Origin of the sequence: Staphylococcus pasteuri (genome assembly GCF_030547725.1) — a bacterium.
Classification (GTDB): domain Bacteria; phylum Bacillota; class Bacilli; order Staphylococcales; family Staphylococcaceae; genus Staphylococcus; species Staphylococcus pasteuri.
This window is the reverse complement of record NZ_JAUOQO010000340.1, coordinates 1-272: the sequence shown is the minus strand read 5'-3', so window position 1 is coordinate 272 and position 272 is coordinate 1. Positions and strand designations below refer to the sequence as shown.

At 36.4% G+C, this 272-nt stretch carries 1 protein-coding gene; it reads left to right on the top strand.

Features of this window, described 5'->3' with window-relative positions; translation table 11 throughout:
- Nucleotides 1–272 (top strand): DUF1542 domain-containing protein (locus Q4528_RS13910; protein WP_303522176.1); only part of this gene is annotated, 272 nt, incomplete at both ends.

Below are 272 nucleotides of genomic sequence, written 5' to 3'. Positions count from 1 at the left end.
GCGCTTAAAGATATCGATAATGCGAAGGATTTAAACGGCATTGAGGAAGCTAAGTCAAAAGCACAAGATACAATCAATCAGTTTGATCCAAATCAATTTACGATTGATCAAGCGAAAGACAAAGCGAAACAAGATATCGAAGAAGCAGCTAACAATAAACTTAAAGAAATTGATAATAATCCTGATTTAACTCCGGAACAAAAAGCTGCCGCTAAAGACGAAGTCAATCGCCTTAAAGAACAAGCGCTTAAAGATATCGATAATGCGAAGGA